This window comes from Oricola indica (assembly GCF_019966595.1).
GTDB lineage: Bacteria > Pseudomonadota > Alphaproteobacteria > Rhizobiales > Rhizobiaceae > Oricola > Oricola indica.
This window is the reverse complement of sequence record NZ_JAINFJ010000002.1, coordinates 58,943-84,539: the sequence shown is the minus strand read 5'-3', so window position 1 is coordinate 84,539 and position 25,597 is coordinate 58,943. Positions and strand designations below refer to the sequence as shown.

25 protein-coding genes, 1 pseudogene and 1 riboswitch are annotated in these 25,597 nt (G+C 62.1%); of the genes and pseudogenes, 15 read left to right on the top strand and 11 right to left on the bottom strand.

The annotated features are described in order from the left end of the window. Positions 1-207: 207 nt before the first annotated feature. From LC343_RS05920 to LC343_RS05895, 6 genes and pseudogenes are all read left to right on the top strand, one after another. Complete coding sequence (locus LC343_RS05920; RefSeq protein WP_223476192.1) at positions 208-1,173, top strand: sugar ABC transporter substrate-binding protein; 966 nt, start codon at positions 208-210, stop codon at positions 1,171-1,173. Positions 1,174-1,247: 74 nt separating this feature from the next. Then, on the top strand, positions 1,248-2,045 hold the full coding sequence (locus LC343_RS05915) for an SDR family oxidoreductase (RefSeq protein WP_223476191.1): 798 nt from the start codon (positions 1,248-1,250) through the stop codon (positions 2,043-2,045). Positions 2,046-2,114: 69 nt separating this feature from the next. Further along, complete coding sequence (locus LC343_RS05910) at positions 2,115-3,107, top strand: ABC transporter permease (RefSeq protein ID WP_223476190.1); 993 nt, start codon at positions 2,115-2,117, stop codon at positions 3,105-3,107. A 13-nt stretch (positions 3,108-3,120) separates the two neighbouring features. Further along, a complete protein-coding gene (locus LC343_RS05905; RefSeq protein WP_223476189.1) occupies positions 3,121-4,143 on the top strand; it encodes an ABC transporter permease in 1,023 nt (340 codons plus the stop codon). After that, a complete protein-coding gene (locus LC343_RS05900) occupies positions 4,140-5,651 on the top strand; it encodes a sugar ABC transporter ATP-binding protein (RefSeq protein ID WP_223476188.1) in 1,512 nt (503 codons plus the stop codon). The genes LC343_RS05905 and LC343_RS05900 overlap by 4 nt, the downstream gene beginning before the upstream one ends. Positions 5,652-5,769: 118 nt before the next feature. Beyond that, positions 5,770-6,147: pseudogene (locus tag LC343_RS05895) on the top strand (transposase); the annotation flags it as partial. A gap of 179 nt (positions 6,148-6,326) precedes the next feature. On the opposite strand, the gene LC343_RS05890 reads toward LC343_RS05895, so the two are convergent. After that, a complete protein-coding gene (locus LC343_RS05890) occupies positions 6,327-7,472 on the bottom strand; it encodes a CaiB/BaiF CoA transferase family protein (RefSeq protein WP_223476187.1) in 1,146 nt (381 codons plus the stop codon). 221 nt (positions 7,473-7,693) lie between these two features. On the opposite strand from LC343_RS05890, the gene LC343_RS05885 reads away from it, so the two are divergent. The 5 genes from LC343_RS05885 (at position 7,694) to LC343_RS05865 (ending at position 11,199) form a co-directional block, all read left to right on the top strand. Then, positions 7,694-8,329 (top strand): nucleoside triphosphate hydrolase, encoded by a 636-nt coding sequence (locus LC343_RS05885; RefSeq protein ID WP_223476186.1) that lies wholly within the window; start codon positions 7,694-7,696, stop codon positions 8,327-8,329. Between the two features lie 119 nt (positions 8,330-8,448). After that, positions 8,449-9,144 carry an RraA family protein gene (locus LC343_RS05880; RefSeq protein WP_223476185.1) on the top strand — a complete coding sequence of 232 codons (696 nt, stop codon included), beginning with the start codon at positions 8,449-8,451 and terminating at the stop codon, positions 9,142-9,144. A 286-nt stretch (positions 9,145-9,430) separates the two neighbouring features. Next, positions 9,431-9,931 (top strand): hypothetical protein, encoded by a 501-nt coding sequence (locus LC343_RS05875; protein ID WP_223476184.1) that lies wholly within the window; start codon positions 9,431-9,433, stop codon positions 9,929-9,931. 148 nt (positions 9,932-10,079) lie between these two features. Continuing rightward, positions 10,080-10,538, top strand: a complete 459-nt coding sequence (locus LC343_RS05870; protein WP_223476183.1) for an Lrp/AsnC family transcriptional regulator — start codon at positions 10,080-10,082, stop codon at positions 10,536-10,538. Positions 10,539-10,545: 7 nt separating this feature from the next. Further along, on the top strand, positions 10,546-11,199 hold the full coding sequence (locus tag LC343_RS05865) for a LysE/ArgO family amino acid transporter (RefSeq protein ID WP_223476720.1): 654 nt from the start codon (positions 10,546-10,548) through the stop codon (positions 11,197-11,199). A 4-nt stretch (positions 11,200-11,203) separates the two neighbouring features. On the opposite strand, the gene LC343_RS05860 is transcribed toward LC343_RS05865, so the two are convergent. Further along, on the bottom strand, positions 11,204-12,106 hold the full coding sequence (locus LC343_RS05860) for a hydrogen peroxide-inducible genes activator (protein WP_223476182.1): 903 nt from the start codon (positions 12,104-12,106) through the stop codon (positions 11,204-11,206). Positions 12,107-12,218: 112 nt separating this feature from the next. Between LC343_RS05860 and LC343_RS05855 the strand changes: the two genes are divergently transcribed. The 3 genes from LC343_RS05855 (at position 12,219) to LC343_RS05845 (ending at position 14,341) form a co-directional block, all read left to right on the top strand. Continuing rightward, positions 12,219-12,863: a peroxiredoxin gene (locus LC343_RS05855; RefSeq protein ID WP_223476181.1), complete on the top strand. Its 645-nt coding sequence runs from the start codon at positions 12,219-12,221 to the stop codon at positions 12,861-12,863. A gap of 75 nt (positions 12,864-12,938) precedes the next feature. Then, on the top strand, positions 12,939-13,808 hold the full coding sequence (locus LC343_RS05850; RefSeq protein ID WP_223476180.1) for an MBL fold metallo-hydrolase: 870 nt from the start codon (positions 12,939-12,941) through the stop codon (positions 13,806-13,808). Positions 13,809-13,852: 44 nt separating this feature from the next. After that, the gene (locus LC343_RS05845; RefSeq protein WP_223476179.1) at positions 13,853-14,341 is read left to right on the top strand and encodes a bacterioferritin; all 489 of its coding nucleotides are present in this window, start codon (positions 13,853-13,855) and stop codon (positions 14,339-14,341) included. A gap of 82 nt (positions 14,342-14,423) precedes the next feature. On the opposite strand, the gene LC343_RS05840 is transcribed toward LC343_RS05845, so the two are convergent. The 9 genes from LC343_RS05840 to LC343_RS05800 all read right to left on the bottom strand — a co-directional run bounded on the left by LC343_RS05840 (position 14,424) and on the right by LC343_RS05800 (position 24,324). After that, positions 14,424-14,777, bottom strand: a complete 354-nt coding sequence (locus tag LC343_RS05840) for a DUF5368 domain-containing protein (protein WP_223476178.1) — start codon at positions 14,775-14,777, stop codon at positions 14,424-14,426. A 12-nt stretch (positions 14,778-14,789) separates the two neighbouring features. Continuing rightward, the gene (locus tag LC343_RS05835; RefSeq protein WP_223476177.1) at positions 14,790-16,088 is read right to left on the bottom strand and encodes an NAD(P)/FAD-dependent oxidoreductase; all 1,299 of its coding nucleotides are present in this window, start codon (positions 16,086-16,088) and stop codon (positions 14,790-14,792) included. 184 nt (positions 16,089-16,272) lie between these two features. Next, the gene (cydX, locus tag LC343_RS05830; RefSeq protein WP_223476176.1) at positions 16,273-16,395 is read right to left on the bottom strand and encodes a cytochrome bd-I oxidase subunit CydX; all 123 of its coding nucleotides are present in this window, start codon (positions 16,393-16,395) and stop codon (positions 16,273-16,275) included. Positions 16,396-16,411: 16 nt separating this feature from the next. Beyond that, positions 16,412-17,575, bottom strand: coding sequence for a cytochrome d ubiquinol oxidase subunit II (cydB, locus tag LC343_RS05825; protein ID WP_223476175.1), 1,164 nt, complete (start codon positions 17,573-17,575; stop codon positions 16,412-16,414). A gap of 5 nt (positions 17,576-17,580) precedes the next feature. Further along, positions 17,581-19,191 (bottom strand): cytochrome ubiquinol oxidase subunit I, encoded by a 1,611-nt coding sequence (locus LC343_RS05820; protein ID WP_223476174.1) that lies wholly within the window; start codon positions 19,189-19,191, stop codon positions 17,581-17,583. Between the two features lie 91 nt (positions 19,192-19,282). Beyond that, positions 19,283-20,968 (bottom strand): thiol reductant ABC exporter subunit CydC, encoded by a 1,686-nt coding sequence (gene cydC, locus LC343_RS05815; RefSeq protein ID WP_223476173.1) that lies wholly within the window; start codon positions 20,966-20,968, stop codon positions 19,283-19,285. Beyond that, a complete protein-coding gene (gene cydD / locus LC343_RS05810; protein WP_223476172.1) occupies positions 20,965-22,662 on the bottom strand; it encodes a thiol reductant ABC exporter subunit CydD in 1,698 nt (565 codons plus the stop codon). Before cydD ends, cydC begins: the two co-directional genes overlap by 4 nt. A 173-nt stretch (positions 22,663-22,835) precedes the next feature. Next, the gene (locus tag LC343_RS05805; protein ID WP_223476171.1) at positions 22,836-23,138 is read right to left on the bottom strand and encodes a hypothetical protein; all 303 of its coding nucleotides are present in this window, start codon (positions 23,136-23,138) and stop codon (positions 22,836-22,838) included. Positions 23,139-23,238: 100 nt separating this feature from the next. After that, a riboswitch (cobalamin riboswitch) is annotated at positions 23,239-23,443 on the bottom strand. A gap of 173 nt (positions 23,444-23,616) precedes the next feature. Further along, positions 23,617-24,324 (bottom strand): GntR family transcriptional regulator, encoded by a 708-nt coding sequence (locus LC343_RS05800; protein ID WP_223476170.1) that lies wholly within the window; start codon positions 24,322-24,324, stop codon positions 23,617-23,619. A 261-nt stretch (positions 24,325-24,585) separates the two neighbouring features. On the opposite strand from LC343_RS05800, the gene LC343_RS05795 reads away from it, so the two are divergent. After that, positions 24,586-25,575 carry an ABC transporter ATP-binding protein gene (locus LC343_RS05795; protein ID WP_223476169.1) on the top strand — a complete coding sequence of 330 codons (990 nt, stop codon included), beginning with the start codon at positions 24,586-24,588 and terminating at the stop codon, positions 25,573-25,575. The last annotated feature ends 22 nt before the right edge of the window (positions 25,576-25,597 follow it).

Genomic DNA, 25,597 nt, shown 5'->3' with positions numbered 1-25,597 from the left:
CGTCCAAACTGTTCAAAATGAGAATGTTGCGATATGCGCATTCTATCCATTCTGGATTTCATTATATCCAGAATGGACATATTTGATGGCGATCAGAAACGACGGAAGCCGCAAGTTCCTGCTACCCGCATTGCTGTCGGGAATTCGAAAAGCCGCTCGAACGGCGGCGACCGCAGCAAGGGGATCGAATTGGGAGGAAATGACGAAATGAAGATCGCCTACAAGTCACTTATCGCAGGCACGACGGCTCTTGCGGGCATGGCGTTTGCCGGCACCGCGATGGCTCAGGAGCCGATGACAATCGGCATCACGCAGAACAATGTCGGCGTCGACAGCTATCAGACCACCTATGAAAAGGCCTTCATCGAGGCCGCCGACGCAGATCCCTCGGTCGAGACCGTTGTCCTCGACGCCGGCGGCGACGTAGCGCGCCAAATCGCGCAGATTCAGGACCTCGTGCAGCAGCAGGTCGACGCCATCATCATCTGGCCGACCAACGGCAAGGCGGTGGTCCCGGCAGTGCGCGCTGCCGACAAGGCCGGTATTCCGGTCGTCATCACGAACTCCAATATTGCCGAGGAAGGCTTCGACTTCATCAAGTCCTTCTCCGGACCCGACAACATCACGCAGGGTTCCCGTTCGGCTGAAATCATGTGCGACAAGTTCAAGGACATGGGCATCGAGAACGAGGCCCAGATCGTCCAGATTTCCGGCCAGCCCGGCTACACGACCGCCATCGAACGCGCCAAGGGTTTCGAAGACCGGCTTCCCGAGGTGTGTCCGAATGTGACGCTTCTGGAAACCCAGCCTGGCGACTGGAACCGCGAGAAGTCGCAGCGCGTCATGGAGGCCTTCCTGGTCAAATATGACGATATCGACGGTGTCTATGCGGGCGACGACAATATGGGGGTCGGCGCGCTGAATGCCGCCAAGGCTGCCGGACGCGACGGCATCATCTTCGTCGGCGCGACAAACTTCGCCGTCGGCTACGAGGCGATGGCGCGGGGCGAATATTGGGGCTCGATCTACCAGTCGCCGGTCGATGATGCGAAGAACGCGCTGGCAACCGCCAAGGCGGTCGTCAACGGCGAGGACGTCCCGTTCCTCAACTACTTCGATACGCCGAAAATCACCCAGGACAACATGGACCAGTTCACCAAGCCGGTGTTCTGATCTTCTCCCGGAGGGACGCGGGGCCACGGAGGCCCCGCGTCCATTTGCGTCTCTGAATTCGTGGGAGGATAGCCATGGGTCGCGTGTCTGGCCGTTCATGCATTGTCACGGGTGCCGCCCGGGGCATCGGCCGCGCCATCGGGGAAGCGCTGCTCGACGAGGGCGCCGATGTGTGTTTCGCCGACATAGACGGTGATACCGCAGAAAGGGCCGCCCGCGAAAACGAGGAACGCGCCGACCGCAACGGCGGTAAGGTCGCTTGGGCCAAGGTCGACGTGACGGAGCGGGAGCAGGTCCAGGAGATGATCGGGATCGCTGTTTCCGCCTTCGGAAAGCTCGACGTGAAATTCAACAATGCCGGCATCAACAAGCCGATGAACCTGCTCGATGTGACAGAAGACAACTGGAACACGATCATGAAGGTCAACGGGCTTGGTGTGCTGATCGGCATGCAGGAAGCGGCAAAGCAGATGATCCGGCAGGGGACCGGCGGAAAGATCGTCAACACCGCCTCGATCGCCAGCCGGCAAGGCTTCGACAATGTCGCGCCCTACTGCGCGTCGAAATGGGCGGTCGTCTCGCTGACGCAGTCGGGCGCTCGCGACCTGGCGAAGCACAAGATTACCGTTACGGGATTCGCGCCGGGCGTGGTGGCTACTGAAATGTGGAGTCAGCTCGATCGGGACCTGATGGAAATTGGCGCGTCAGAGCGCGAAGGGCAGGCGATCGCAGAGTTCTCTGCGGATATCCTGCGCGGCAGAGTTGCCACACCTGACGACATTACGGGAACGACCACGTTCCTGGCGTCGAAGGAAAGCGACTACATGACCGGACAGGTCGTCATGATAGATGGTGGCATGGTTCTGGTTTGACGAAATCGGCGGGCCCGCCGAAACGCTGAAGCGCGAGTGGCTTCGCGAAAGGGCCAGGGAGGAAGTGGAATGACGGGGTTCGTCGAAAGAATCCGGCAAGGCGAAGCAAAAGGGCTGATCGCCAGGAACGGCATCTTCATCGCTTTCATCGCGTTCATGATTGCCTTCGGAATTGGGTCGGACAAGTTCCTGTCCTTCAACAACCTGGAAAGCGTCGTCCGGTCCTCGGCAATGATCGGCGTAATGGCCCTCGGTGTCACCATCGTCGTCATTTCCGGCAATCTCGACCTATCGGTTGGGTCTATGCTCTCATTTGGTACAGTCATGGTCGTTGACCTGCATGACAAGATCGGTCCGGGGCCGGCAATTCTGGTCATGATGGTCTGCGTGTTGCTGCTCGGCGCGGTGAACGGCTTCCTGATCGGCTTCGTTCGTCTGAACTCGCTGATCGTTACGCTTGGCATGCTCTCGGCGATCCAGGGGCTGACCCTGATCTATTCCGGCGGCAAGAATGTCGATGTCAACCCGAGCACTCAGGACACGACTTGGTTTCGCGTCTTCGGTCGTGGCGAGGTGGCCGGTATCGACATGCCAATCATCATATTCTTCGTGCTGGCGATCATTATCGGTTTCGTCATCGCGTTCACGCCGTATGGCCGACGCGTTTACGCGGTCGGCGGCAACCCGACCGCAGCGGTGTTTTCCGGGATTCGACGAAACCGCGTCGTCTTTTCGACTTATCTCATCTCTGCCTTCTGCGTCGGCATCGCGGCCATCATTCTCGGCAGCCGCGTGATGGGATCGCAGAACAATGTCGGCCAGGGCTACGAACTGCTGGTGCTCGCCTCTGTCATCCTTGGAGGAACGTCGCTCCTCGGCGGGTCCGGCAGCATCCTTAAAACAGTAATCGGCGTGCTGATTCTGGGCTTCATCCAGAACGGCCTGCTGCTTCTCGGTTATCCCTATTTCGCCCAGTGGATCGTCACTTGGGTCGTCATCATTCTTGCGGTCTGGCTCGATGTCGCGGCGAAGCGCGGTCGGCTGCTGTCGCCGATCGCCTGAAGTGGAGGAAGATATGTCGCAAACATCCGTGGAAAGTACGCCGGTACAGGCGTCGGGCGGCATGAAGGCCAATTTGGGCTGGCTCGTCCGGCATCCGATCTGGGCCTTCGTGGTGATGATCTTCATCTTCTTCTCGCTGATGACCGACAATTTCTTCTCGCTCGGCAATTTCGAGAACATCCTCGTCCAGACCTCGACGCTCGGGCTCATCGCGCTCGGCATGACGATCGTGATGATCAACGGCAATATCGACCTGTCCGTCGGCGCTGTCGTCGCATTGGCGGCAAGTCTCACTGTCGACATCATGGGCTGGCCGATGTTCGAGAGCTGGGGCAACTGGCAGATCCTGCCGGCGGTGCTGGCCGGGCTCGCATCGGGAGTCTTGCTTGGCGCGCTGAACGGGTTGATCGTCTGGAAGACAGGCGTCGACGCCTTCATCGTCACGCTCGGGGCGATGCTCGGCGTGCGCGGGCTCGTCTTCGTCTATACTGGCGAGCAGTCCTTCTTCGCGCTGAATTTCGCCTATTCCGATTTCGGGGCCAGCCGCTTCCTCGGCCTGCCGACCCTGGCTTGGGTGTTTCTGATCTTCACCGTTCTGATGCATGTCCTGCTGTCGCGAACGGTGCACGGCTCAAACACCTACGCCGTCGGCGACAATCGCGAAGCGGCGGTCAATGCCGGCATCCGAGTCGGGCCGCACATGATGATCAACTTCATGATCGTCGGGTTCTTCGCGGCGCTGGCGGGGCTAACCTTGTCGACGCAGATGGGCGCGTCCACGCCCAATCTCGGACGCGACTACGAATTGTGGGTGATCACGGCGACGGTGCTGGGAGGGACCAAGCTGACGGGCGGCGCCGGAAACATCATCGGGACGTTTGGCGGCGTGCTTGCTATCGGCATCCTGCGCAACGGCATGAATCTGATGCAGGTCCCGGCATTCTACGTGCTCGTGACCCTCGGCGTGATCCTGATCGCCGTACTGTTCCTCGACAAGCAATTGAATCGCAAGGGCGGTGAGGAGTTGCGGATATGAGTGAAGCTCAACCGGTTCTGCGCCTAGAAGGCATCGTCAAGACGTTCCCCGGTGTGCGTGCGCTCGACGGCGTCGATTTCAGCGTGTTCCCCGGCGAGGTGCACGCGCTGATGGGAGAGAACGGCGCCGGCAAGTCGACCCTGATGAAGGTGCTCGCCGGCATGTATCAGCCCAATGAAGGGCGCATCATGATCGACGGCAAGCCGGTCGTCATGCGCAATCCGATCGAGGCAAAGCAAAACGGCGTCATTCTGATCCACCAAGAACTGTCGCTGGCGGAACAGATGACAGTCGCCGAGAACGTCTTTCTTGGCGAATTGCCTCGCACGAGCTGGGGTTTCGTCGACTGGAAAGTGCTCGAAGAGCGCGTCGGCGCCATCCTCACCAAGCTAAATTGCGATTTCGGGCCGCGCACGAATGTCGGCACGTTGTCGATCGCCAAGAAGCAGATGGTCGAAATCGCCCGCGCCCTGACCCACCAGGCGAAGGTCGTCGTTTTTGACGAACCAACCGCTTCTCTGACTGACGCCGAGAAAGTGGTTCTTTTCGATATCATCAACGACCTGAAATCCGATGGCGTCAGCATCGTCTATATCTCTCACCGCATGGAGGAGATCTTCACGATTTCCGATCGCATCACGGTGCTTCGCGACGGATCCTACCGCGGTACGCTTGTCGCGACCGACACCACCGAGGACGAGGTGACCCAGTTGATGATCGGTCGCAGTCTCGATTATTCGCGCAATGTCGAGAAAGGCGAAATTGGCGATATCACCCTCGAGGTCAGCGGCCTGTCCTGCGGAAAACTCTATCAAGATGTAAGCTTTTCACTGCGCGCCGGAGAGGTCGTCGGCTTCTATGGCCTTGTCGGGGCAGGGCGGACGGAGATTGCCGAAACCCTTTTCGGTCTGCGAGAACCGTCGGGCGGGACGATCCGGCTCGGCGGCGAGGATGTCACAATCGGCTCACCGGCCGAGGCGATCGCGCAGGGCATTTCGCTGGTGCCCGAAAGCCGCAAAGAGCAGGGCCTCGTGCTGGGCATGAACTGCCGCGACAACATTACGCTGCCGCAGGTCGATGACATGACAGCCGGACCGTTCGTCTCAAACGGAGCGGAGATCGCGATCTACGACATGTATCGTGACCGGCTCGACATCAAGGCGCCAAGCTGGCGCAGCGAAGTCGGCAATCTCTCCGGCGGCAACCAGCAGAAGATCGTCATCGGAAAGTGGCTAGCAATGAAGCCGCGCGTGCTGATCGTCGACGAGCCGACGCGCGGTATCGATGTCGGCTCGAAGGCCGAGATCCACAACCTCATTCGCGAACTGGCCCATTCTGGATATGCGGTCATCGTAATCTCCTCGGAGATGCCTGAAATTCTGCGGGTCTCCGACCGTGTGATCGCCATGTATCAGGGCCGGATCATGCGGGAGTTCACGGCGGATGAAGTCAACGAGGACAATCTCGTCCAGGCGATATCCGGCATCGGAAACGGCAAGGCGGCGTGATGCAGGTCGGATTTGCGGGGCTTGGGCGCATGGGGGCGCCGATGGCTGGAAATCTCGTGCGCGCGGTCATCGCGTAACCGTGTGGAACCGTTCGCCAGAAAAGGCCCGTGCCTTCGCGGATGCGATCCGGGAGGTTCGCATAACCGAGCAGACTTATTACCGGTGGCGCAGACAGTATGGCGGCATGGGAACCGACCAACTGAAAGAGCTGAAGCGCCTGCAGAAGGAGAACAAATCGTCTGCGGAAAGCTGTTTCGGATGTAACGTTGGACAGGCTGGTCTTGGCCGATGCTGCAAGGGAAAACTTCTAAGCCCTTCTCGTCGCCGTGCCTGCATCAATCATGTGAGCGAGCAGATGAAGGTGTCGTAGCGTCGCATCTGCCGCATTCTGGGCCAGCATCGTTCCACGCAGCGACGACAGCCGCGCGGAGGTGCCGATGAGGAGCGCCTCGTCGCGGACATGATCGAGTTGGCTCGCGACTATGGTCGTTACGGCTAGCCGCGCGGTCAAGGATCAAGGATCCAATTTCGGCTATGGGCAGCCTGCAACATGCACAAATGAGAAATGACTGAAATTGGCACAAAGCTGCCGTGCTGGTGCGATAATTCGATGCCGGACCCCTGGAAGCGGTCGTGACCGCGAGGCCGGTGCTATTCGATTTATGAGTACACAGCCTAGTCCCAGCCGTTGCGGCGCACCGCATCCGTGTGCTCCCCGAGCTTCGGCGAGGGGCGATCGGAAACGGGTGCGGGCGCGCCGGCGAAAGACACCGGAGTGCGTAGCCCCGGAACGCCATCCGGCGCGATCTGCATGCCGCGATGGACGATCTGAGGATCGGCGAGGACATCGGCGACCGTGTTGATCGGTCCGGCCGGAACGACGGCCTGTTCCAGCGCGGCGAGCAGGTCGTCGCGTGCCCAGGCGCTGGTCCTGTCCGCCAGCAAGGCCGTCAATGCGTCCCGGTTCTCGATGCGCGCGGCATTGGTGGCGTAACGCGGATCGTCGGCGATGCCGTCGAGACCGAGCACCTCGCAAAGCCGACCGAACTGGGCATTGTTGCCGACGGCGATGATCAGCCAGCCATCCGCTGTCGCGAAGGTCTGGTAGGGCGTGATGTTCGGATGGGCGTTGCCCAGACGATGCGGCACGACGCCGGAGGCAAGATAGTTCATCGCCTGGTTGGCGAGAACGCCGGTCATGCAGTCGAGCAGAGCCATGTCGACATGCTTGCCCCGGCCGGTCCGTTCGCGCTCCGCGAGCGCCGCCTGAATGGCAATGACGCTGTAGAGTCCGGTGAAGATATCGGCGAAGGCGACCCCGATCTTTTGCGGTTCCCCCGCCGGATCGCCGGTCAGGTCCATGATGCCGCTCATGCCCTGGATCAGGAAGTCGTATCCGGCGCGCGCCGCATATGGCCCGTCCTGACCGAAGCCGGTGACCGAGCAATAAACTAGGCCCGGATTGGTGGCCGACAGGGTCTCGTAGTCGAGGCCGAATTTCACGAGACCGCCGACCTTGAAATTCTCGACCACGACGTCGGCGTCCTTCGCCAGCCGGCGCACGAAATCGAGATCCTCCAGATCGCGGAAATCGGCCGTTACCGAGCGTTTGCCGCGATTGCAGGCGTGGAAATAGGCCGCGGAGCTGTCGCCGTCGCGCTCGATGAAGGGCGGACCCCACTGGCGCGTATCGTCGCCCTCCGGGCTCTCCACCTTGATGATGTCGGCGCCGAGATCGGCAAGCGTCTGGCCGACCCACGGACCGGCGAGGATGCGGGCGAGTTCGAGAACACGCAGTCCTTCAAGTGGCCTGTCGCTCATCGTGAAAAAGCCTGAAACCCGATATGGGGGACGATTGTTTGGGGATTTCGCGCAAGCCGCATGATTTGCTGTTGCTCCTCGGTCGTTTGCCGCAAACCATGTCGCGCGCCGGGCGCGCGATGTCCAGCGCCTTGCCGTAATTGTTGCGCGCCAGCGTCACGATCTGGCATGCCTTACAGACCCGGCCCAACTTCGGGGCGGACCACGACGACGGGGATACAGTGCCTGAACGTGAAATCGAATTGTCGGACCTTGCGAAGACGCTGGTTGTACGCGGCGACAAGGGGCGACTTGTCGTCGCGCTTGCGGGCGCGCCGGGTGCCGGCAAGTCGACACTCGCGGAAAAGCTTGTCGATCTGATCGCGGAGGACGCGCCGGGCCTGGCAGCGATTCTCCCCATGGACGGCTATCATTTCGACAACATGCTGCTCGACAAATTGGGCAGGCGCGCACGCAAGGGCGCACCCGACACGTTCGACGTGGCCGGATTTCGCCACATGCTGCAACGTTTGCGCTCCGACGAGGAGGACGCGGTCGCCGTTCCGGTATTCGATCGGGATATCGAGATTGCGCGCGCAGGCGCGCGGCTCATACCCCGTCAGGCCCGGATCATCGTCGCCGAGGGAAACTACCTGCTTCTTGGCGACGCCCCCTGGTCGGACCTCTCGCCTTTGTTCGATGTCACCATTCGCATCAATGTCAGCGAGGAGACATTGCGCGAGCGGCTGGAAGCCAGATGGCGCGGATACGGGATGAGCCCGGCGGACATTCGCGGCAAGCTGGAAGAAAACGATCTGCCGAACGGGCGGCTCGTGCTGGCCCGCAGCCGTCCGGCCGATTTCGTCGTCAAAAGCTGAGCGCGAAAACGGTCGCCGGTGGTGACGTAGCGGTACGATTCCAATCGGGTGCGAAACGCTCTAGCGTCGGGAATGAAACGAACCCGAACGCCGATGACGCGCGGCCAAGAGGAAGGACGATGGACGACAAACTTCTGCAATTGCTCAGAACGGTCAATACCCCGACGGTCTGCAACGCAATCGAGACCGCCCAGGGAAAACGTGGCTTTTCCGGCTATTCGCGTGCGACGCCGGTGGCGGCGGTGCCGGACGGTCCGCCCATCGTCGGCTACGCCTCTACCGGGAAGATCGCGAGCAAGTTTCCAACAGTCGAGTCGCCCGAATCCGAGCGCGAAAGACGGCTCGGCTATTTCCGCCATGTCGGGGCCGCGCGGGCATTGTCGGTCGCGGTCGTCGAGGACATCGACTACCCGGAATGCGCCGGGGCCTTCTGGGGCAGGACAAATGCCGCCATCCACAAGGGCCTCGGCATCACGGGCGTGCTGACCAACGGCATGGTTCGCGACCTCGATGCGTTGCCGGAGGAGTTTCCGATCATTGCGGGCTCGATCGGACCGAGCCACGGCTTCGCCCATGTCACCGGGTTCGGCATGCCCGTCACCGTATTCGGACTGTCGATCCGGCAGGGCGACCTGATCCACGCGGATCGCCACGGCGCGGTCGTGATTCCGGAGGATGTCGTCGATCGGCTGGCGGACGCGATAAACAGCCTGCGCGGGATCGAGAAGGATCTCCTTGATATGACACGCCGCCCGGATTTCGACGCGAAGATGATCGAGGACGCGTGGTCCCGCTTCGAGCACGCCCAAAGCTGACACAGGCGTGAGGCTGCGTTGCCTGTATCGCTTGGTGTCTGCGCAAAAAGCAGCGAAATGTAATGGTTATGATTTCGTTATTGAGGATTTGAAAAATGTCTGGAATCCATCTGAATATATTGTAACGAATACTATGACTAGAGTTTCTTGTAGTTTGTTTTAACTCTTTCTTAATCGGTTGGCCCCCTAAGATGCTTGACGGCATGAAGCCGGAAAATAGTGAGCCAGGTCGATTATGAGAATCATTTCTGGAGATTGGCGCATTGACGCCGAGGTATCGTTGCGCGTGTCTGTAACCGGGGCCGTGACGGCGCTGGTCTTACCGGTCTCGACATTCGCCTACGAAGACATTCACGTACGAAAGATCCTGCGGGTCTTTCACCTGAACGACGAAAACCAGGAAGAAGTCGGATCGACGCTGGACTGGGGATTGGACGCGGCCGTCATACTCGGCCCGCTCGAGAACATCGCCTCGACATTCGGCAGCGGAGATCCCGGCGATGCGCTTGTCGTGTTGCTGCTCGAGGACGGACGCAAGGCGCTGATCGCAGGGGCTGCCGAGAAACTCGCGCCGATACTTGAACTGTCGAAAGCGTGCGAGGCGATTGGCGAAGAGCTGGATTGCGCCGTGTTCGACGATCGATCCTCGGTGCCGCCGGTTTTTGGCGACCTCCTGTCGGATGACGACGTTTCACGGCTTCCGGACAGCCCGTTTGGCGATGTCCTGTCCGTCGCTTCGGCGCCGCGCCCGCCAGCAATGGTGCGCTTCGGGCGCAGGGATTCCTGATAGGCGAAGCCGCCCTTTCAATCCGAAATCTGGAGTCGGCGAATAATCGCTTGCAAATGGTGATTTGCAGGCGTTTTTTTGCGCGCTAGTTCGTGGATATACGACCAAGATTATTGAAAAATGATCTGATTGCCGGTAATCGTCCTGCATGGATGAGATTGACAAGGCAATATTACAGCTGGTGCAGCGCGATAACCGTCTTTCGAGCAACGAGATCGGGCGGCGGGTCGGTCTGTCCGTTTCGGCGGTCAACGAGCGCGTGCGGCGGTTGAACGCATCCGGCACAGTGACGGCGAACCGCGCCATCGTCGATCCCGATGCACTGGATCTGAAGCTGTGCGCCTTCCTTTTCGTCGATATCGATATGCGGGCGGACGAGCAGGGGTTCATCGACGGTGTGCAGGCCTGCCCGGAGGTCCTGGAATCGCATCATGTGGCGGGCAGCCATTCCTATCTCCTGAAAGTGCGGTTGCGCGACACGTCGGACCTGCAGCGCTTTCTCTCGACAAAGCTCAAGCGCCTGCCGGGCGTCAGCCGCACGGAGTCGGTCATCGTGCTGGAGACCCACAAGGAAACGACGGTCCTCGGCGCGGACTGGGAGGACTGAAGCGGTGATGCTGGAGGTTGTGAGCGTCTTTGCCGGCGGCCTCGCGATCGGCTTCGCAGTCGCGGCCCCTGTCGGTCCGATCGGTCTGCTGTGCATTCGCCAGACCCTGGTGCGCGGCCCGCTGGTCGGGATCGCGACAGGCCTCGGGGCTGCAACCGCGGACATGGTCTACGGGTTCGTCGCGGTTTTCGGGGTCGGCCTGATCACGGCGGCCTTGGTCGAATCTGCCGACATCCTCAAAATCGCGGGCGGCGCGATGCTCGTCTATCTTGGCTTGTCGGCGCTGCGCCAGTTCATGCGGTCGAGACGGCAGGAGCCCGGCGCGGCCAGGAGGCTGACAGTTTCAGGCGGATCGGCCGTCGCGGGTTTTGGTACGACGTTCCTCCTGACATTGGCGAACCCCATGACCATCATCGCCTTTACGGCGATCGTTGCGAGCCTTTCGGACACGGAGCGCGCCGCCGGTATCGGACATGGCCTGACGGTCGTCGCCGGTGTCTTCTCCGGATCCGTCGCGTGGTGGCTGTTCCTGGTCGGCACCGTGTCGATCATCCACAAGGCGCTGCCGCCCGCTCTGCTTCGCTGGATCGACCTTGCATCCGGCCTCGTCGTGTTGGGTTTCGGGCTGGCCGCCATCCTCAGCGGCACCGGCGTGCTGTGACCGCTCAGGCCCGGAGATCCGCGCGCGCCTCACGGAATATTTTGGCGAGTTCGGAGAATTCCTCCGCCCTTGCCGATGTTTTCCGCCACGCAAGCACGATACTGCGCGGGCAGGCGCCGACCAGCGGCGCAAGCGCCAGCCGATTGCCGTGCGTCACGCCCGCATCGATCGCCAGTTGCGGCAGAAGCGTGATTCCGAGGCCTTCCGCCACCATGGAGACCAGCGTCACGAGGCTGGTCGCCGCGAATGTGTCGTCTTGTGTCGCATGCGAATCCGGAAAGGCGGACAAGGCATGCCGCTGCAGGCAGTGCCCCTTTTCGAGGAGAAGAAGCTTTTCGCCGGCGAGATCGCGGCCGGCGACGGATTTCCTGTCCGCCAGCCGATGGCCGAGCGGAGTGGCGAGCTGGTAGTTGTCGTCGAAGAGATCGACCGTCTCCAATCCTTCCACCGGAAAGGGCAGGGCGATCAGGATCGCGTCCAGCCGCCCGGCCTTCAGCCCGGCATCGAGCGACTCGGTCAGTTCCTCGCGAAAATAGAAGCGCAGATCGGGGTAGGTCTCGCGCAGGCGCGGCATCACCTTGGGCATGAGGAACGGTCCGACTGTCGGGATGGCGCCAAGCCGCAGGTCGCCGCGAAACGGCCCGGCGTGGCGTTTCGCCGAATCGACCAGGTCGCTGGCGTCGGCGAGAAGCCGCCTTGCGCGCGCGGCGATCTCGATACCGACTGGCGTCAGCAGCACCGAACGTTTGGAGCGCTCCGCGAGCGATACGCCGAGAATCGCTTCCAGCTCCTTGATTCCGTTTGAGAGCGTCGACTGCGTCACGTGGCAGCGATCCGCCGCGTGGCCGAAATGCAGCTCGTCGGCAAGCGCGACGAGGAAACGCAGTTGTTGCAGGCTTGGCAGCATGATCCAGAAATTCAAAAAATCGATTATTGTGAGGAAAATAATTCGTTTCAAAAATATTACAAGGCTCGCCATATTCGCCTTGCAGACAACGCAAGTTGAAGGAAAAACGACAATGACCGACACAATCGAACTGAAAGGCCCACGCCTCAACGAGCCCGCTCCGGACTTCAAGGCGCTGACCACCGACGGCGAGAAGACGCTCGCGGACTACAAGGGAAAATGGCTGATCCTGTTCTCGCATCCGGCTGATTTCACGCCGGTCTGCACGACGGAGTTCATCGCTTTCGCCAAGCGTCAGGACGACTTCAAGGCGAAGGGTGTCGAGCTTCTCGGACTGTCCATCGACAGCCACTATTCGCACATCGCATGGGTGCTCTCGATCAAGGAGAAGTTCGGCGTCGAGATCGGATTTCCGATCATCGCGGACCTGAACATGAAGGTCGCCAATGCCTATGGCATGATCCAGCCGGGCGCATCCGACACGGCGGCTGTGCGCGCGACTTTCATCATCGACCCGAACGGCGTCCTGCGCGCCATGGTCTACTACCCGATGAACGCCGGGCGCTCCGTCGACGAGATCTATCGTCTCGTGGAAGCTCTGCAGACCGCCGACGCGAACAAGTGCGCGATGCCTGAGAACTGGAAGCCCGGCGATCCGGTGATCGTTCCCACACCGGGAACCGTCGCAGCCGCCGAGGCGCGCGCCTCCGAAGGCTATGACACGAAGGACTGGTACTTCTCGACCAGGACGCTTTGAGCATTGCGGCATCCAAAGTCCGAACCGCTTCGGCGGTTCGGGCGTTTGCCGTCATACAGACAGAGGAGAATACAGATGAGCGCATCACCAATCGTGAAGGGGTTCTGGGACGAGCAGACCGGAAGCTGGCAATATGTTTTCCACGATCCGGGCACCATGCAGGGCGCCATTGTCGATCCCGTACTGGATTTCGACCCGATGGCGGCCTCGACCGGCACGACGAACGCCGACGAAATCCTGCGCTATGTGCGGGACGTCGGAATCGAAATTGTCTGGATCCTGGACACCCACCCCCACGCGGACCATTTCTCCGCCGGGCCCTACCTGAAGGAAAAGCTCGGTGCTCCGACGGCGATCGGCGAGAAGGTCGTCAATGTGCAGAGATTGTGGAAGGACATCTACAACCTGCACGATGACTTCCCGACTGACGGCAGCCAGTGGGACCGCCTGTTCGCCGATGGCGAGGAATTTGCGGTGGGCGGGGTGCCGGTGCGCGTCATGTTCTCGCCGGGACACACGATGGCCTCGATCACCTATGTCGCGGGCGATGCCGCCTTCGTGCACGACACGTTGATGATGCCGGATAGCGGCACCAGCCGGGCGGATTTCCCGGGCGGCGACTCGCACGAGCTTTACAGGAGCCTGCAGGCCATCCTGGCCCTGCCGGACGATACGCGGCTGTTCGTCGGTCACGACTACCGGCCGAATGGCCGGGATGCGCAATGTGAGGCAACCGTCGCCGAGCACAAGGCCGCCAATATTCATCTGAAAGGCGGCGCCAGCGAAGCCGACTATGTAGAGACCCGCGACAAGCGTGATGCCTCCTTGCCGCTGCCAAAGCTGATGCTGGCGGCACTGCAGGTGAACATCAGGGGCGGCCGTCTTCCGGAAGCGGAGAACAACGGTCAGTCCTATTTGAAAATTCCGCTCAACCGGTTCGCGTAGAACCGTCCCGCGGCCCCTATCAATACCTAGAAGGAGAAGCCGTCATGGCACACAAGGAAACCTTGAAAAATCTGCAGATCGCGCTCGGCATGGAGTTGAGCGCCGCACATCAGTACCAGCTGCACGCCCATGTGCTCGACGACTGGGGAATCGACCGCCTGGCGAACAAGATGCGCGAGGAAATGGCAGAGGAACTCGGCCATTCCGACGCCTATATCGAGCGCATCATGTTCCTGAAGGGCGATCCGGAACTGCGTTTCGCCAAGGCCCCGGCCCGCGCCCAGTCGCTGGTGGACATGTTCGAGGCCGACCTCGCCGACGAGAAGGAAGCCATCGAATTCTACACCGCCGCGGCCAGGCAGGCTTCGGAAGACGGCGATATCGGATCGCGGGTCCTGTTCGAGAAGATCGTTCTCGACGAGGAGGGCCACATGTCCTGGCTGGAACTCCAGCTCGATCTCATCGCCCGAATGGGCGAACCCGCCTATGTCGCCAAGCACATGTCGGCGCCGGGGGAACATGACGAGGGCTGACGCTCCCGAAATGCATCTTCGAAACGCAAAAAGCCCGGGGTGATCGCCCCGGGCTTTTCGGTTTCTGCAAGAATGCTTTGGGTCAGGCGCTGCGCCGGCCGGACAGCAGGCTCGGAACGACATAGGCGAGAATGGTCAGCCCGATCGCGCCGGCGGAGCCGATCAGGATCAGGACGATCACGTCGATCGGTCCGCCAATGTCCGTGAAGCCGGAATTCGTCCAGAACTGCACGAACAGAATGGCCGCGAGCGCGCCGACCGGTGCCCACAATTCCGCGCGCAGGAAGCGCCGGCTTTCAAGCTTGTGGTCACGCACGATCAGATAGAGGAAGGCCAGAAGGATCGCGGCCGCGGCGGCGACCATTCCCCAGAACAGCCCGGCGCCGAAGATCTCCTCGAACACCGCGATGAACATGCCGATGGAAACGTCTTTCATGATGGTTCTCCCTTATGCCCGGCCACGCAGCATGGCGTTGTAGGTCGGCTTGAGAGCGATCTCCTTCATCAGCCAGGAGATCCACAATTCCTCCAGGGGCGCGATGATGCCCGGGAAGGACGGGGTGAGATTGTTCTTGTAGTCGAACTCGATCAGCATCGCCTTGCCGACCTGGGTGATCAGCGGGCAGGACGTGTAGCCGTTATAGGTCTCGCTCGATTCCCGGCCCTCGATCTGGGCGACGAGCTGGTCGACGGCGACGGGCACCTGCCATTTGACGCTGGCCGCCGTCTTGCCCTTCGGCACGCCCGCCGCGTCGCCGACGGCGAAGACCTCGGGAAAACGCCGGTGGCGCATCGTGTATTGATCGACCTCGACCCAGCCCTGGTCGGTCCATTTGTCGGTCCAGGGCAGGGGGCTGTTGCGGATCACGTCGGGCGAGCGCATCGGCGGAATGACATTGGTGAAGTCGAAACCGATCTCCTTGTCGCCGTCAGGCGTCGCGAAGGTGGCGATCTTGCGGCCGGGATCGATGGCCTTCATCACGTGGTCGTAGACCGTGTTGAAGCCGCGATCCTCGTAGAGCATCCGCACCTTCTCGTTGACGATCGGCACGCCGAACAGCGTCTTGTTGTGGGCGGCGTAGATGATCTCGGTCTTGCCGCGCGTGCCTTTCTTGCGGGCGTAATCGTCGGTGAGGAAGGTGTATTTCAGCGGGGCGCCGGCGCATTTCATCTCGGTTCCGGGGCGCGTGAACAGGCCAACGCCTCCGGTCTCGGTGAAACGGTCCATCTCGGCCCAGGTCTTCGCCGCATAGTCCGGTCCCGCATAGACGGAACCGATGCCGTTCTTGCCGATCAGGTCGAGCGACATGCCCTCGATGGCCTCGAAGTCGAGCTTGATGCCGGTCGCGACGACCAGATAGTCGTAATCGACGGTCTTGCCGCCTGTCGTGACGATTTTCTTCGCCACGGGGTCGATTTCCGCGGCGGCTTCCTCGATCCAGTCGATATCCGAGGGCAGCCAGTCGCCGGTACCAGAAACCGAATAATTGGCCGGCTTGAGGCCGGCGGCAATCAGTGTGAACCCGGGCTGGTAGAGATGCTGCTTGCGGGCATCCACGATCGTGATCTTCGCGCCGTCGAGGCGCTCCGCGAGGCGGTTGGCCGCCGCCGTGCCGGCGGCGCCGGCACCCAGGATGACGATACGCGCATTGCTCTTGATCTTGGCGGCGCGCGCCGGCGAGCTTGTGACCACGGCTGCCGCTCCGGCGGCGGACAGGCCGAGAAATTGTCTTCGGTTGGCCAGCATGGAAAATGCCTCCCTAATCGTTGCGAAATGAAAGCGTCGCCCTTTATAGACGTATGCTTATATTCGTATACGTAAATGTAAGGAGGTGTCCGAGGAATGGGTCAAAAAGACGCATCTGTGATGCATCTAAAAACCGGAGCGCCGACCCGTGGCGCCCCGGATGTTCGGGCGTCGGCCCGCCCGCCTATTCGGCGGGCGGATCGTCGCTCGTCAGCAGGCGGTCTTCCTGCAGTTCCAGCCACATCGCGTTGACCACTGCGAAAAGGGCGGCGACGGGCAGGCCGAGAAGCCAGGCGAAATACCACATGGTTGGGTCTCCTTGATCAGTAGACGCTGTCGCTGTTCGCGGTCACGTCATCCTCGGTCACCTTGCCCCACAGCACCTTGTAGACCCAAGCGGTGTAGAGGAGGATGAGCGGCATGAAGATGACCGTCACGACCAGCATGACGAAGAGCGTCAGATGCGATGACGAGGCGTCCCAGACCGTCAGCGACGATTTCGGATCGACCGAGGACGGCAGGATGAACGGGAACATGGTCAGCCCGACTGTCGAGATGACGCCTAAGATGCCGAGTTTCGACCACAACAGCGTCGAAACCTCGCCGCCACTGCGCAGCCCGCGAATGGCCATGGCCATGCCGATGAAGCCCAGCACCGGAGCGATTGCGATCCACGGACGGGCGCTGTAGGCGGCCAGCCAGCTGCTTTCCCTCGAAACTTCGGAATGCAGCGGATTGGACGGGCCGTCGGCAACGACAGCGCCGACGATCGCATAGCCGTCAACGCCGAAGGCCAACCACACCCCGGCCAGCGCGAAGCCCGCCATGGCGATCAGACCCATGACCGCGCCGATGGTGCGGGCGCGATCGGCGATCACGCCTTCGGTCTTCACCGTCAGCCACGCCGCGCCATGCATCAAGAGCATCCCGAAGGAAACAAGGCCGACGAGGATCGCAAACGGGTTCAACAGGGCGAGGAACTTCCAGTAGAACGTCCCGTCATAGATCGGCATCAGGTCTTCGGTGAGGTAGAACGGCACACCCTGAAGGACATTGCCGACCGCGACGCCGAAGATCAGCGCCGGCACCGCGCCGCCCACGAAGAGTGCCCAGTCCCAACTGGAACGCCATGCGGCGCTTTCGCGCTTGGACCGGTACTTGAAGCCGACCGGCCGCAGGATGAGCGCCGCGAGCACGGCGAACATCGCGAGATAGAACCCGGAGAACGAGACCGCATAAAGCGGCGGCCACGCGGCGAAGATGGCGCCTCCGCCGAGAATGAACCAGACCTGGTTGCCTTCCCAGACCGGACCCACCGTATTGATGACGACACGGCGTTCATTGTCGGTCTTCGCGACGAAGGGTAGCAACGCGCCCACGCCCATGTCGAAGCCGTCGGTCAGCGCGAAGCCGATCAGCAGGACGCCGAGCAGCAGCCACCAGATGACGCGCAGAAGTTCGAAACTTAAGAGATCGTGCAAAATCATGGGTCTTACTCCGCTGGCACCGCACCCGGCACATTGCCGTCATGGGTGCGCAAACGATGTTCGTGACGGGCAATCCACCGGTCGGTTTCCTCGACGTCCTGGAAAGGCCCCTTGCGGATATATTTGAGCATCAGCCCCATCTCGATGATGAAGAGTATCGAGTAGAAGGTGACAAAGCCCGCCAGCGTGATCAGCAGATCCCCGACGCTCAGATGCGAGACCGAGAGCGCCGTCGGCAAGACGCCGTCCACTGTCCATGGCTGGCGACCGAACTCCGCGACAAACCAGCCCAGTTCAGCCGCGATCCAGGGCGCTGGAATGATCGCCACGCCGAAATAAAGCGACCAGCGCGGAAACTGCATTCGCTTGAACGAGGCCAGGTAGAAGAAATAGCCCATCACCGCGATGAAGGCGAAGCCGAGGCCGACCATGATGCGGAAGGCCCAGAACAGCGGCCAGACGGTTGGAACCGTGTCTTCCGCGGCCTGTGCGATCTGCTCGTCCGTCGCTTCCCGGGGGTCATCGACATAACGCTTCAACAGCAGCGCGTAACCGAGATCGTCGCTGTGCGTCTCGAACCGGTCGCGGATGTCCTGGGCGACTTCGCCCCGGTCGGCACGGATCGTCATCAGCGCATCATAGGCAATCATTCCGGAACGAATGCGGTCCTCGGACTCGTCGACGAGTTGGGCGATACCCGGAATGACCGTATCGAGCGACCGTGTGCCGATCAGCCCCATCACCCAGGGAATATGGATCGCATATTTGGTATCGCGCGCTTCCTGATCGGGAAATCCGATCAGGGTGAACGAGGCTGGTGCAGGCTCTGTCTCCCACATCCCTTCCATTGCCGCGAGCTTCATCTTCTGGTCATGCGTGGTCGTGTAGCCGGACTCGTCGCCGAGAACGACGACCGAGAGAGCAGACATGAGGCCGAAACTCGCCGCGATGCCGATCGACCGGCGCGCCAGCTCGATGTGCCGCCCCTTCAGGAGATACCAGGCTGAAACCCCGAGCACGAAGACCGACGCCGTCACATAACCGGCGGACACCGTGTGCACGAATTTCGCCTGTGCGACGGTGTTGAACAACACCTCGTAAAAGGACGTCATCTCCATGCGCATGGTCATGGGGTTGAACTCGGCACCGACCGGGTTCTGCATCCAGCCATTGGCGATGAGGATCCACAATGCGGAGAAGTTGGAGCCGATGGCGACCAGCCAGGCAACGACCAGATGCGCCACCTTGGAGAGCTTGTCCCATCCGAAGAAGAACAGGCCGACGAATGTCGCCTCGAGGAAGAAGGCCATCAGGCCCTCGATCGCCAGAGGCGCGCCGAAAATGTCGCCGACATAATGGCTGTAATAGCTCCAGTTCATGCCGAACTGGAATTCCATGGTGATCCCGGTGGCGACACCGAGAACGAAGTTGATCCCGAACAGCGTGCCCCAGAATTTCGTCATCTGCCGCCAGATGGGACGGTCGGTCATGACGTAGACCGTCTCCATGATAGCGACGATGATCGAGAGGCCAAGCGTGAGCGGGACGAAGAGGAAATGGTACATGGCCGTCATCGCAAATTGCAGGCGAGACAGCTCAACGACATCGAGCTCCATCTTTCGGTCCTTTCTCAATTAAACATGCATTTCGTTTGCATGTTTATGTCACCCTCATCGCAATTGGCCGGCCGCGCGGCATTGATGCAAATCAAATCGCGAGTGGGGCGGGTGTCCTCTGCGGCAGGATTTCGCAGATACGGTCGGCGAATTGCCGCTCGGCCGTCCGGTGCGAGGCGAGCAGGATAGCGGCCTCGGGCAGGTAATCCCGGACGCCTGACAGGACCTGCTCCGCCGTCGCGCGGTCCAGTCCCTCGGTCGGTTCGTCCAGCAAAAGAAGGGCCGGGCGGCGCAGGATCACGCGGGCAAGCGCCAGCCTGCGGCTCTCGCCGCCGGAAAGCCCGGCGCCGGATTCGCCCAGTCGGCTGTCGAGGCCGCCGCGGTCTTCGATCACCTCATCGAGGCAGACGGCCTTCAGCGCGGCCCAGGCCTCCGAATCGTCGAGCTCGGGCTTTGCCAGTGCAAGTGCCTCGCGAATCGTGCCGCTCAGCAACGCGCTTCGCTGCGGCAACAGTGCGACCGTGTCGCGAAGTGCCGCTTCGTCCCAATCCCGGATGTCTCGCCCGCATATCTCGACCACACCGCCGGTCGCGGGGGCCATGCCGGCCGCAAGGTGCAGGAGCGTCGTTTTGCCGCCGCCGCTCGGACCGACAAGCGCTACGATCTCGCCGGCCGTGACGTCGAGGCTGAGTTCCGCGATGACCGGCGTCTCGGCGCCCTCATGGGCGAAGCCGACATCGCGCATGACCAGCGCGGTGGGGCATCCGGCAACCGTGGAAGTCGCCGTTCCGGTCTGTATCTCCGGCTTGCTTTCCAGCAACCTGTTCACCCGTCGCGCCGCATCGGTCATGCGGCCGATCTCGCTCATTCCGCGCCTGAGCGGCATCAGGATTTCGGCAAGCGCGAGTGTGGCGAAGAAACCGAGCGCGGCCAGCGCCGGATCGATCGTGCCCTGCCTTGCGAGCAGCGCTCCGATCAGCAGCGCGCCCGCAGCGGCGGCATATTCCGTCGTCGACAGGATGAAGCCGCCGATACGCTCGATCCGGTCGTTTTCCGTCTTCGCGTCGCGCATACGCCGCTCCGCCGTCCGGACATGGGCCGCTTTCGCGTCCAGCCTGCCGAAGACAGCGAGATCGGTACGGGTGCGAAGCAGGTCGACGAAACGGGTCCGGAACGCGTTGAGCGCAAGCTGGCCGCTGCGGGAGGCATCGCGTGAACGCATTGCGACGAAGACGAGCGCCAGAATCGTTCCGGGCCCGTATCCGGCAAGAAGCCAGATCACCAGGGCGGGGTCGACCAGGAACCACAACACGGCCGCCGTCAGCGCCAGGGCCGAGGCCGCCGCGATGATCGGAATGAAAAGCCGCAATGCGATTCCGTCCAGCGCATCGACGTCGCGCGTGATGCGGTTCAATTGTTCCGATGCGCGAAGAGCGGGAAGGCGAATGAAAGGAGCCTTTGCCATCGCCTCGAGCAGTCTGACGCGCAGTCGCGCGAGGCTGTGCAGCGTCGCGTCATGGGTCAGGATGCGTTCGCCGTAGCGCGCGGCGGTGCGCCCGAGGGCGAGGAACCGGACCCCGGCGCTGGGGCGAAACATGTCGAAGGCGATGCCGATGCCCGCCAGTCCGGCGGCTCCGGCCGCGGTGATGAACCAACCGGAAAGGCCGAGCAGCGCGATGCCGGCGATCAGAACGACGATCGCGAGCGCCGTGCCGCGCAAGAGCGACCACCAGTCCTGCGACCATACATGGCGGATGATCGGCACGAGGTGCTTCATGTCCCGGCCTCCAGATCGATAACGCGGTCGAGCCGTTCGGCGAGCGTCATGTCGTGGGTCGCAACGATTAGCGTCGCGCCGCGTGCGGCGAGCGTCAGCAGCCCCTCGGTCACCGCGTCGGCGGTTGCGATGTCGAGATCGGCGGTCGGTTCGTCGGCGAGCACGATATCCGCATTGGAATAGAGTGCGCGTGCGATCATCAGGCGCCGTGCCTCGCCGCCTGAAACGCCGTGTCCGGTTTCGCCGAGCCGGGTGTCGAGCGCGCGGGGCAGCGCCTTTACGATCCCGTCCGCGGATGCGTGGGCGAGCGCCCGGCCGAGGCGCGCGTCATCCCGGTCTGATGCGGACATGATCAGGTTGGCGCGCAGACTCTCATTGGAAAAATGCGGCATCTGCCCGATCCAGCCAAGTCGCGCCCGCCATGCGTCGGCGTTGTCCCCGTCGAGCGCGTGGCCGGCTGCTTCGATGACGCCCTGATGGGCCGGCGCGAGACCGGCGAGGAGTGCGAGCAGCGTCGTCTTGCCGCTTCCGCTGCGCCCGGTGATCGCGACCGTTTCGCCGGGCCGGATCTCAAGATCGGGAAAGCGGATCTGCCGCCCGGCCGGTGTCTCCCAGACCAGCGACCGGGTGGCGACGCTTGCGGGGCCGGCAAGCGCCGAACGGCTCGTGCCGTCACCGAGCATGTCGACCGCGGCCTCGTCTTCCATGTCGGCGAGTTCGCCGGTGACGGCCAGGGCCGACGCCTTGTCGTGCCACGCGGCAGCCAGATCGCGGAGCGGCTGGAAGAAATCCGGCGCGAGCAGAAGCAGGAATATGCCTTCACCCACGGTCAGCGGCGTCGCCCACGCCCCGAACGGGATTTCGCCGATCAGCGCGAAGCCGACATAGACCGCGACCAGCGCGACGCCGATGGCGGCAAACAGTTCGAGCACGGTCGATGACAGGAAGGCAATGCGCAGAACTTCCATCGTCTGGCGGCGCAGACGATCGGCCGCCGCCTCGAAATCCGTGACGGTGCGCCCCACCGCATCGAGCAGGCGCAGATCCGTCAGCGCGCGGATGCGTTCGAGGAGCAGGGCGTTCATGCCGCCGATCTCCTGCATCTGTTTTTCGCTCGCATCGCGTGCCGCGAGCCCGACCAGCGCCATGAAGACGGGGATCAACGGTCCGGCGACCATCAGGATGACGCCGGCGGCCCATGAGAGAGGAAAGGCGACCGCCAGGATCGCCAGCGGGACATATTTCGTCCGCGCCATCGCCGGTGCGTACCGGGTCACGTAGGGTGCGACGAGATCGAGCTTGTCGGCGGCCAGCGTCGCGATTTCCGCCGAGGAATAGCGTCCCGCGAGGACGGGCGAACGGCGGCTTTGCACGGCCAGCAACCGATTGCGTTCCAGCGAGACGGCCTCGTCGGAGGCGGAGAAGGCCAGTCCGGCCGCATATGACGAGAGCCCGGCGCGCGCGACCCCCAGCGCAACGAAGACCGCGCTCGTGCCCCAGGGCCCGAGAAACGGGCTTTCGTCCGCGATCAGCGCTGCGAGAAGGGCCGCGACGCATGCCGCCTGCGGAAGCCAGAGCAGCGCGGCGAGAACGGTCAGTCCGGAAGCCGCCGAAAGCCTGCCCTTTACCGGCGCAAGCAGCCCGGCAAGCCGGGCCTCCGCAACCGCCTTTCGGCTTGCATCGTCTTCACTCATCTCGCGCTGCATGTATTAAGATGTATCTCGGATACGTAGTTAAGCGCGCAATTGGCGATTCCAAAGGCAGCGGTCGAACATGTCGCACCCGGCCGTCGTCAGTCCAACCTGCCGGTTTCAAGATGTATGAGTCGATCCGGCGAAATCCGCGGTTGGCGTATTTCCGGAAACGCTCAGAGTGACAGCCGCCGCTCCCTCGCGCCGCCACGCCGTCGTGGTTTCGGCAGGGCGAGATCAAGCGGAGCAAGCGGATTTTCGAGCGACTCGATCAACAACTGGCAAAACACCGCGACGGCCGGATCGGTTCGCATGATGGGCTTCGCCGTCGCATAGGCGCGGATCGCCGCCGTCCGGTAGCAGGCGTCCGCCGGTAGCCATCCAAGCCACTGCATGTAGCCGAGTTGGCCATATTCCTTGGCCCGCTCGGGCGATTCGGTCTTCGATTGCAATTGTTGAAGTGTGAGATCGATGCTCATGGCGCCCTCCGCGCAAAATGCGGGCGCGCGGAAAAGGCAATGTCGGCAGGCGGTCAGGCCGTTCTGTCACGAATACATCCTTTCCGGGCACCCCGCCCGTCGTTGTCGTCGATGCGTGGCAGGTCTCCTGGCTCGCGGGTCACCGCCCTTGTCCAGCCTTCCCGGGACATTCGTCCCAGTGGCGTTATCGGACGCGGGCTCGCCGCTTACAGTTGCGGGGGCAGCTCCGGCCTAGCGTCATGCGCACCGGATTCCCATCTTCGCCGGCGACGCGAATCGCCGGAACCACACACCATATATGGTGATTATCCGCTGCTGCCTGTCAACTGGTTGAGGTTCGTTTGCTGCGCTGACGAGAGCAATCGACGGCGAGGCAAATCCATTCCTGCGTCGCGTCCCGGGAGCCGGAAGACCTGCCGACCCGAACCTGACAGCTTTCCCGGTCCGGTTCCGACCGAAATCGGCGATACCGAACGCTTCAGCTCGTCGCGAAGACGTCCGCGAGCGACGGCTCGTTCTCATCGCGGTCGATGAGGTCGAGGCCGGAGTGAAGATCGACGATATGACTGTTCATGATCTCTTCGGCCGCCGACTGGTCGCGGCGCAAGAAGGCATCGAGCAGGGCGTGGTGCGAATGGCTTTCGCAAGCCGTGTCCGGGCGTTTCCAGTAGAGCGCGATGATCAGCGACGATCGCGAAACCAGCGAGTGAAGGATCTGGGTCAGAACTTTCTGATCGGCGATTTCGGCGATGGCGAGGTGGAACGCGCCCGACAGCGATAGGGCCAGCCCCATTTCGCCCTTTGCGAAGGCATCATGTTCGGCGTCGATGTGACGCTGAAGGCGGCCGAGCGCCTCATCGGTCATCGCTTTCGCGGCCATGCGGGCGATGCGCGGTTCGATCAGCGTACGCGCCTCGAACACCTCATGCGCTTCCCGGATTGTCGGCCTCGATACGAAGGCGCCGCGATTGCGCTCGATCGTCACGAGACCGCCATGCGCCAGCGCCTGCAGGGCGGTCCTCGCAACCGTGCGGCTGACGCCGAACGTGTCGCCGACCTCGTCCTCGGACAGCTTCGTGCCGGGGCGAATGCGGTGGCGCAGAATCGCGCCCTCGATCTGGTGGCAAATCTCCAGCGCCCGTCCCGGAGGAAGGGAGTAGGTGCCGTTGATCACACCAGGATTCATCTGAGGTCGGTTCCCCGAATTGGATGTCGGTAGAGCTTATGCCGGAAGCCTTGAGATACGCCCGTGGAGCGATTCAATCAACGGAAAAATCGTATACAAAAATTGCGCAAGATGTATCCGACATGATTAAAAATCGGGCACATTCCGAAATCGGAATGTCGAAGGTGAAATTATAATCGTTTAAAATCAGATAATTACGAGATTTGCGATTTCTGGCACAGCGATTGCAACGCGTCATGCAGATGCGCAAGGAGCCTGCCCATGTCCGATAAGTCGGCGCTTGAACTTGTCAGCCTGACAAAACGCTATGGCGACACGATCGCCGTCGACGCGATTGACCAGAAGATACCGGGCGGAACCTATACCTGCCTGCTTGGCCCGTCCGGATGCGGCAAGTCCTCGACGCTGCGCATGATCGCCGGCCACGAAACGGCGTCATCGGGCGATATCGTCCTCGACGGGCACAACATCACCGATCTGCCGCCGGCGAAACGCGGCACGGCGATGATGTTCCAGAGCTACGCGCTGTTCCCGCATCTCAGCGTCACCGAAAATGTCGCGTTCAGCCTGAAGATGAAGGGTGTCGACAAGGGCACCCGGCAGGAACGCGCCCGCGAACTGCTGGAACTCGTCGACATGTCCGCCTATGGCGAGCGCCTGCCTGAACAATTGTCCGGCGGCCAGCAGCAGCGCGTCGCCCTTGCCCGCGCTCTGATCACGAAGCCGTCTATCCTGCTCCTCGACGAGCCCCTGTCCGCGCTCGATCCGTTTCTGCGACTGCGCATGCGCACCGAACTGAAACGCCTGCAGCGCGAACTCGGCATCTCCTTCATCCACGTCACCCACAGCCAGGACGAGGCGCTTGCGCTTGCCGACCACATCATCGTCATGAATGGCGGGCTCATCGAGCAGGACGGCAAGCCGCAGGAGGTCTTCGACGCGCCGCGCACGGAATTCGTCGCGCGCTTCATCGGCGGCCACAACATCATGGCGGGCGAGGGCGGCAAGCTTGCGGTGCGCGCCGACCGGATATTCCTGCATCAGGAGCAGACCCCGGATGCCGCGCTGTCGGCCGTCGTGCGCGCGGTCGAATATCTCGGCACGAGCGTCAACGTCGCCGTCGAGGCGCCAGCTACCGGTGAATTGAACGTGACCGTTGGCGACACGGCATTCTTCGCCAATCCCATAGAAATCGGCCAATCCGTCTTCCTGTCGTGGAAGCCGGAGGATGCCCACTCGCTTGCGGCGTAAGCCGCAAAGGGCCTGCGGCATG

What these genes read in the sequence shown, in the direction of transcription:
- LC343_RS05920 (WP_223476192.1), top strand. Translation starts at nt 208, where the DNA reads ATGAAGATCGCCTACAAGTCACTTATCGCAGGCACGACGGCTCTTGCG.
- LC343_RS05915 (WP_223476191.1), top strand. Translation starts at nt 1,248, where the DNA reads ATGGGTCGCGTGTCTGGCCGTTCATGCATTGTCACGGGTGCCGCCCGG.
- LC343_RS05910 (WP_223476190.1), top strand. Translation starts at nt 2,115, where the DNA reads ATGACGGGGTTCGTCGAAAGAATCCGGCAAGGCGAAGCAAAAGGGCTG.
- LC343_RS05905 (WP_223476189.1), top strand. Translation starts at nt 3,121, where the DNA reads ATGTCGCAAACATCCGTGGAAAGTACGCCGGTACAGGCGTCGGGCGGC.
- LC343_RS05900 (WP_223476188.1), top strand. Translation starts at nt 4,140, where the DNA reads ATGAGTGAAGCTCAACCGGTTCTGCGCCTAGAAGGCATCGTCAAGACG.
- LC343_RS05890 (WP_223476187.1), bottom strand. Translation starts at nt 7,472, where the DNA reads ATGAGCGACAGGCCACTTGAAGGACTGCGTGTTCTCGAACTCGCCCGC.
- LC343_RS05880 (WP_223476185.1), top strand. Translation starts at nt 8,449, where the DNA reads ATGGACGACAAACTTCTGCAATTGCTCAGAACGGTCAATACCCCGACG.
- LC343_RS05870 (WP_223476183.1), top strand. Translation starts at nt 10,080, where the DNA reads ATGGATGAGATTGACAAGGCAATATTACAGCTGGTGCAGCGCGATAAC.
- LC343_RS05865 (WP_223476720.1), top strand. Translation starts at nt 10,546, where the DNA reads ATGCTGGAGGTTGTGAGCGTCTTTGCCGGCGGCCTCGCGATCGGCTTC.
- LC343_RS05860 (WP_223476182.1), bottom strand. Translation starts at nt 12,106, where the DNA reads ATGCTGCCAAGCCTGCAACAACTGCGTTTCCTCGTCGCGCTTGCCGAC.
- LC343_RS05855 (WP_223476181.1), top strand. Translation starts at nt 12,219, where the DNA reads ATGACCGACACAATCGAACTGAAAGGCCCACGCCTCAACGAGCCCGCT.
- LC343_RS05850 (WP_223476180.1), top strand. Translation starts at nt 12,939, where the DNA reads ATGAGCGCATCACCAATCGTGAAGGGGTTCTGGGACGAGCAGACCGGA.
- LC343_RS05845 (WP_223476179.1), top strand. Translation starts at nt 13,853, where the DNA reads ATGGCACACAAGGAAACCTTGAAAAATCTGCAGATCGCGCTCGGCATG.
- LC343_RS05840 (WP_223476178.1), bottom strand. Translation starts at nt 14,777, where the DNA reads ATGAAAGACGTTTCCATCGGCATGTTCATCGCGGTGTTCGAGGAGATC.
- LC343_RS05835 (WP_223476177.1), bottom strand. Translation starts at nt 16,088, where the DNA reads ATGCTGGCCAACCGAAGACAATTTCTCGGCCTGTCCGCCGCCGGAGCG.
- cydX (WP_223476176.1), bottom strand. Translation starts at nt 16,395, where the DNA reads ATGTGGTATTTCGCCTGGCTTCTCGGCCTGCCCGTCGCCGCCCTTTTC.
- cydB (WP_223476175.1), bottom strand. Translation starts at nt 17,575, where the DNA reads ATGATTTTGCACGATCTCTTAAGTTTCGAACTTCTGCGCGTCATCTGG.
- LC343_RS05820 (WP_223476174.1), bottom strand. Translation starts at nt 19,191, where the DNA reads ATGGAGCTCGATGTCGTTGAGCTGTCTCGCCTGCAATTTGCGATGACG.
- cydC (WP_223476173.1), bottom strand. Translation starts at nt 20,968, where the DNA reads ATGAAGCACCTCGTGCCGATCATCCGCCATGTATGGTCGCAGGACTGG.
- cydD (WP_223476172.1), bottom strand. Translation starts at nt 22,662, where the DNA reads ATGAGTGAAGACGATGCAAGCCGAAAGGCGGTTGCGGAGGCCCGGCTT.
- LC343_RS05805 (WP_223476171.1), bottom strand. Translation starts at nt 23,138, where the DNA reads ATGAGCATCGATCTCACACTTCAACAATTGCAATCGAAGACCGAATCG.
- LC343_RS05800 (WP_223476170.1), bottom strand. Translation starts at nt 24,324, where the DNA reads ATGAATCCTGGTGTGATCAACGGCACCTACTCCCTTCCTCCGGGACGG.
- LC343_RS05795 (WP_223476169.1), top strand. Translation starts at nt 24,586, where the DNA reads ATGTCCGATAAGTCGGCGCTTGAACTTGTCAGCCTGACAAAACGCTAT.